The sequence below is a fragment of the Candidatus Dependentiae bacterium genome, from assembly GCA_026389065.1.
In the GTDB taxonomy this organism is placed as follows: Bacteria; Babelota; Babeliae; order Babelales; family Chromulinivoraceae; genus JACPFN01.
In genome coordinates this window covers 1-6,506 of the sequence record JAPLIP010000028.1, presented here as the reverse complement: position 1 = coordinate 6,506, position 6,506 = coordinate 1, and the positions used below count along the sequence as shown (strand labels likewise).

At 36.1% G+C, this 6,506-nt stretch carries 4 protein-coding genes; 3 read left to right on the top strand and 1 reads right to left on the bottom strand.

Annotation, left to right across the window (positions count from 1 at the left end; genetic code table 11):
- The coding region (locus NTU89_01210; protein MCX5923164.1) for a hypothetical protein at window positions 1-2,951 on the top strand (2,951 nt) is incomplete at its 5' end.
- Here the strand turns inward: NTU89_01210 and NTU89_01205 are convergent.
- Complete coding sequence (locus NTU89_01205) at window positions 2,952-4,103, bottom strand: glycosyltransferase family 61 protein (protein ID MCX5923163.1); 1,152 nt, start codon at window positions 4,101-4,103, stop codon at window positions 2,952-2,954.
- A gap of 190 nt (window positions 4,104-4,293) precedes the next feature.
- Between NTU89_01205 and NTU89_01200 the strand changes: the two genes are divergently transcribed.
- The gene (locus NTU89_01200; GenBank protein ID MCX5923162.1) at window positions 4,294-5,457 is read left to right on the top strand and encodes a glycosyltransferase family 61 protein; all 1,164 of its coding nucleotides are present in this window, start codon (window positions 4,294-4,296) and stop codon (window positions 5,455-5,457) included.
- Window positions 5,458-5,483: 26 nt separating this feature from the next.
- Window positions 5,484-6,506, top strand: a 1,023-nt coding sequence (locus NTU89_01195) for a GIY-YIG nuclease family protein (protein ID MCX5923161.1), incomplete at its 3' end; no start/stop codon positions are given.

Genomic DNA, 6,506 nt, shown 5'->3' with positions numbered 1-6,506 from the left:
TAAAAAAAGCATTCAAAAAAGCTACTGAAAAAATGCTTAAAAAAGCTGGTAAGAAAGCACTTCAGAAAGCGGAAAAAGAAGCATTTGAGCAGCTTACTAAAACTCTTGGAAAAAAACTTACAGGCCAAGAGCTAGAAGACGTTACTGAGCAAGCTGCAGAAATTGCTGCAAAAAAAGTTGCTGGCAAGGCCGCTCAGCAAGCTGCCGACGATGCTGTGAAGGCTGCTTTAAAAGCCGAAGCAAAAACACTTGGAAGAGCTCTAACCAAACAAGAAATTGAAGCAGTGACAAAGGCAGCAATTCAGCGTAACGCTACAAGTGTAGCCCAGGATCTGGTTAATGACGCATTAAAGCAAGCCGCAGAAGATGCAGGACGTGATCTTACCAAGCAAGAAGCTGAGCAGATTACAACAACCGTAACTGAACAGGCCGCAAAGCAAGAAGCAAAACGAGCGGCTCAAGATGCTGTTAAAAAAGCAGTAGATGAAGCTCTTGCCGCAGCGCGAAAGGCTGGCAAAAAACTAACACAAGATGAGCTAAAAGCGGTTATCAAAACTGCTCTTAAGCAAGACGCTAAAAGTCTAACCAAAGAAGAGCTTAAGCAAGTCGCCGAAGATGGAACCGAAGACGCTTTGGGCCAAGCGACAAAAGAGGTCTCCTCTGCCATAGCAAGCAAGGCAATGGGCATGGTTATGAACGTAGCTTTTGGCTTGTTTAACATTGTTGGTGGATATAATCAAGATCAACAATCACTGCTACAAGAACTCAATCAAGCCCAATCTTTAAGAGCCTTGTGGAGATTTATCAATGAAACAAAATTATCAACAGCCTACCTTCAATCAGCCTTCTTAAATGAATTAAAACAAAAACAACAAGCAGAAATCGGTAATCAAACCATAGCTCTTTCATTGTACCAAAACCAAACAAATACAAGCGTTGACGGTCTTGAAAAAAGTATTTCTTCAAGCATTGCGCCACTCTATGTTCAACTGTTAACACCAGATCAAACAACTAATTTATTGCCTGCAGACATTGGATCATCTTGGGGAATACACAGTAACTACTTAGACCTTTATCCATCGCAAGGATTCTTTACCGCAACAACTGGCAATAGTGATTTTCCATTTGCTCAAGAAGTGGCTCAATCTCCAAGAGTTGCAACTCAATCAACCTCAAAATCTTCTAAAAAAACAGCTCCTGATAAATTATGGTTTAATCAAAGATCTATTTCAATAGACAGTCAAAACGCAGACAATTCAGTAAAATTACCACTTGATCCTTTAAGCGTTGCTATCGACTTGCAATTTATTTACACACTCAACTCTGAGTTTCATGTTGGGATTTATTTAGGTGGAAATTATAATAATTATAACTCTCCAAATTATCTTGCCCGCTTGCTAAACACAACGGTTGCCAATGTTTCAAAAGCGCTGGCAACACTTCAAACTTATTTAATAGCCGGAAAAACGATACCCTCATCTGTTATCAATGCGAGCTTGATTGATCTTGATGCTGCTCATCTTGCAAAAATGGTTGTGCTTTATCGAGATAGCGCAACAGATCTTTTACACATTGGGGTATATGAGCATGAAGGATTAAAATGGATTTTCCAGCAACCTCTACCGTCTGCTTTACAGCTTAGTACACAACACACATACCATCTTAAAGCCGCGCTCGATGGATCAAAATTAGCCATCGAACTATTTGTTGATAAAAATTCTGTTGCAACTGTGCAAAAAGCACTTACAGTCTCTTCACTAGAAAATCAAAGAACGTATGGCGTTATTTGTTCTGGCGCAGCAATAATGTGGGATCAAGTTATGCCGACGCCTCAACTAATTCCAAATGGCTCTGCAAGACCTCAAACAAATACTCCATCTGAAATAGATAGAGAAAAAGAAGCAAAAACAGAACTAGCAACCGCTTTAAATCCAAAATTTGGACTGATGAGTTTAAAGCCAATATCAAAACAAGGAATTTTATTCGGGCAATATGTCTATGCAACGATAGGCACTGACATAAAAAAAATGAATCCTGCATCGATGGGTGACTTTGTTGTTTTTGCATCAAACCAAAATGGTATCGTTACAAATATTGGCCAAAGCCCAACCCAAGCTCTTGTCGCTGGCGCAACGCTTGCACTGGTAAGTTTGATTACTGGAACGGTTTATGATACCAACGGAAACTCTGTTGCAACAGTAAATGATGTCTGGAGCACATATCAAACAAGCAATGGACCATTCTCTGCAAAGCTTGGTGTATACATTACAACTCAACAAGCAGCAATTACAAAGCTTCTTTCTAAAATTAATTTTGGAAAATTTGCACTCGACATTATTGACAGTCAGGCCCTAACCTCGGGGCAATATATTTATAAATCAACAGAAACTATTAATGCCAAAGACAGCTCGGGAAAAGCTTTGCTTGATTATCTTATCATGGCAGAAGTCATAGATAAAGCTCTTGGTAGCTCAATGGGAATGGCACCAACGTCTGCAAGCGCTCAAGGACTGTTAAGCCTTGTTACTGGAAATTTATACGCAAAGAACACCGTATTTGCAAAAAATGAAACTCCAAAAGAACTCGCTCAATATAATTCATCTGCAGAGTTTGGTTCTTATGTAAATCAATATAATATTTCACAAGCAAACCAAACACTTATTACCAATGCTCAAACGACATACTATAATTATTTAACTGCCCAGTCAGTGCCAAAAAAACCAAAACTGCCAATACCGATTATACAAATAATTCCGATCAGCCAGGCAAACCCCCAATCAATGTCTAGTATCCATTTCCCGCTCAATGGATTAAAAATAGGATCATCACAGGGAGCTCCTGGAATTCATCTAGAGCTCGGTAAGGGTAATCTTGCAAATCGTCAACAGCAAGCTGCAGGAAGCTCTGGCTTTCAATTTTCACAGCCTACAGGAATACATTTAAAGCTGTAGCTATTTTGCACCAAGCATCAACTCGTCCAACAATTTCTCAACAATATCCAAAGGCATTTCCATATCAAATTGACCATCATTTTGATCAATAAACTCCATCGTTTTTACGCATTTATATTTTAGCCCAAGAATCTGACTCAAATAATAAATTGTACAATCTCTGCGAGCTTGAAAAATATCGACAACTAATGCATCTTTGCTGCAAAATAAAATATTAGTCAGCCCTGAACCAAGAGTCCCCACTACAATTTCAGCATTTTTAAAAAGAGCTATTTGTTCAATCAAAGATAAGCTACTTAAAATATATCTTTCAAATCCCTGAGCCGCAAACTTCTCAAAAACCTCATCTTCGTTTAATATTTTTCTAAATTGAGCATCAGACCTTGATATAAAAACTCTTTTGCAAAATGAATATTCTTTATTTTGTGCTTCAAAAGAATTACTTAATTTGGTTTTTACATAATCAACAATCTCTTTTGGGGCATAGTGAGCAAGCCTTGGTGATCCATCCGTACGAATTGATGCAACCAAAGAAGGAACAATTATTTCATCAACCTCATATAAAACATCATCAGTAGAATCAATAATTTTTTCTGGATTTACACCCCACAAAAGCAAAGCTTCTTTCATAAATGATCTGTAGGTAGGAACATACAGATAGTCATACTCTTCTCCTGCCTGTTCGAGCAGAGCCAACCTTCCTAAAATCTCAACGATCCAATGATAATAAAAGCTGTTGCCCGATTGAGCAATTACAGCCATGCGAGAAACTTTTTTTATTGGTTTATTTTTTCGAGCATTTTCTAGCTGATGCTTTGGCAATGCGCAATTTTGCCAAACAAGTTCATTTATCAAACTATCACCAACAACAACGTGTCCATCTACGCCATACACTTGTCCTTTGGGAATACGTAAAACAAATGTTTCCTGAAAAGTCCCTTTGTAGGGATGCAAGTAATGATTGTCTGCAACTGGAAGCTTTTCATACTCAACATATTTTGCAGGCGAGCAAGATGTATAACTAATTTCTGGATGATTTAGTAAAACATTTGCAAGGGAAATTCGATCACAATACCATGAACAATTAATAATAGTGGGCATGAGTAGAACGCATACTGCTAAGACAAAGAACATTGCTTTATTTTTTTTCATACTTTAAACCTTTTTATTAAAAAATTTATAATTTATGCAAACCATAAGACAAGCGCTGCAATCGCAGACAAATTAATTGAAATCTGAAGCTCTTACAACTATTCACTTCTTGCTTTGACAGCGCGTTATCGATTTGATACGTTTGTCCAATCATATCAGATTGTATTGCATCAAAAAAGGATGTTTATCTATGCTTACCAATTTTACAAAAATAGTTTTTTTTAGCTTTTTTATTGTTTTTTATGCACAAGCTACACGCATTAAACAATTATCTGCATCAGATTTTGCAAAAGAATTTCCGCAAGCAACATGCCATCAGTGCACTGATAAATACTCTTTTGACATGACCACGTACCCATTATATCAAGAAAATAGTCAACAATTTTTCCCAAGCAAGGGTATCTTTTCTGACATGTTTATTCTAAGCGTTCCAAATGGAGTAGCGTATCTTTATGATAGTGGTGATATTTTTGTAAATAATTGTTTTATAAAAGAAACACAAATTAAAAATATGAACTACTTTGGCGGCCAAGAGTTCGAAATTCAAGAGAACTCAAACATTGTCACAGTTGCTGGTCGGGTAGCAATTATTTCACATCTTTTTCCTGAATGTTATGGTCATTGGATATTTGACGTTCTTGGACAGCTCGCATTGCTTGAAATAAATAATATTTCATATGACTATTTGTGCGTCCCATACAGCTCTAAATTTATGCAAGAAACTCTTGATCTTTGGGGAATTGATCGAAGCAAAATTATACCTCTTACCAAAAATCTACACATCAAAGCTGACTTTATAATTTTACCAACAGCCGTAACTCAAACATCTGTAATGATTGGAAAAAATGCTAATTACAATGCTGATTTTCTTTTAAAACATGTTAGTAATAAATTATTAAATGCTGTAAATATTCAAGAGGTTGAACAGTCTAGCCAATTCTGTAAAAAAATATTTATTTCAAGAAAAGAGGCCATACGCAACAGAAGATTTGTACCAAACGAAGATGAAATTTTTGCTTTATTTGAGCCACTTGGATTTAAAAGATATGAGTTAACAAAATTGTCACTACCAGAGCAAATTGCTTTATTTAATCAAGCAACAAGCATAGTTTCTTTTGTTGGATCAGGAAGTACAAACATTATATTTTGTAAGCCAGGAACTCAGTACATAGAAATTATCCAAAAAATGGTTGATGCTACATTCTTTTTCGTATCAGATACGTTTAAATTAAAACATAGCTTTATGAGCAATTCTATGACATCAGACCTTTTGTATGGACATCAACATAGCCAGGAAGAAGATTTTCCTCTCGAAATTGTAAAAAATTATTTACAAGAGCATCCTGAGTTATAAATTTGATAATACCTAGGAGCTAATGCGTGATAGAAAAACCAAAAAAGCTAACTACAAAATCTGGTGTTTATTTATTTAAAAATATAGACCAAGAAATTATCTACATTGGAAAAGCCAAAAATATTTCATCACGAATTACATCCTATTTCGGCAAAGAAACAGACAGCAAAACGAGCATGCTTTTGCAAGAAGCTACGAGCCTTGAAACTATTCCTACTGCCAGCGAAATTGAAGCTTTATACCTTGAAGCCGATCTCATAAAAAAATATCAACCAAAGTTTAATAAGCTTTTAAAAGAAGGTAATCCTTTTATCTACTTATTTTTTTCTGAGGAAAAAATTCCAACACTTTCAATTGTCAGAATAAAAAAGAAAAAAGGAACTTTTGTCGGCCCGTTTCTTTCTAAGAATACAGCGCACAGCGTATATAAATTTTTAATGTCCACCTTCAAACTAAAACTCTGCAAAAAAAAGATAGCCAATGGTTGCTTGCAATATCACATTGGGCTTTGCGCCGGGTTTTGTATGAATGAATTTGATCTTGAATTTTATGAATTTAGGCTAGCCTTAGCAAAATATCTCTTGCAACAAAATCCAAAACAAGCAATCGAAACACTTGACCGCGAAATAAAAATTGCGAGCGAAAATTTACAGTTCGAGCAAGCACAGCACCTACTTACATACCGGCAAAATTTCGAGCAGATTGCACAAACTCTTAAAACTCTTTGCGATATGCCAAGCAGGCAAAACATTCCAGACAATCAAAGAAATCTTGATGTTTTAATGGCTATGCAAAAACGACTAGGTCTCAAGCATATTCCATACGTTATTGATTGTTTTGATATTTCACACATGCAAGGAACTTTTATTGTTGGGAGCTGTATTCGATACGTTCATGGATCGCCAGAACCAAAATCTTTTAGACGATTTAAAGTAAAAACACTCATAGACCAAGATGATTGCAAAGCTTTGGCAGAAATTGTCCAACGTCGATATAAAACTGGTTTAGAATTTCCAAATCTTATTATTGTTGATGGCGGAAAAGGACAG

Bases quoted from the DNA above. Each gene is read 5' to 3' on its own strand.
- NTU89_01205 (MCX5923163.1), bottom strand. From the start codon at position 4,103: ATGAAAAAAAATAAAGCAATGTTCTTTGTCTTAGCAGTATGCGTTCTA.
- NTU89_01200 (MCX5923162.1), top strand. From the start codon at position 4,294: ATGCTTACCAATTTTACAAAAATAGTTTTTTTTAGCTTTTTTATTGTT.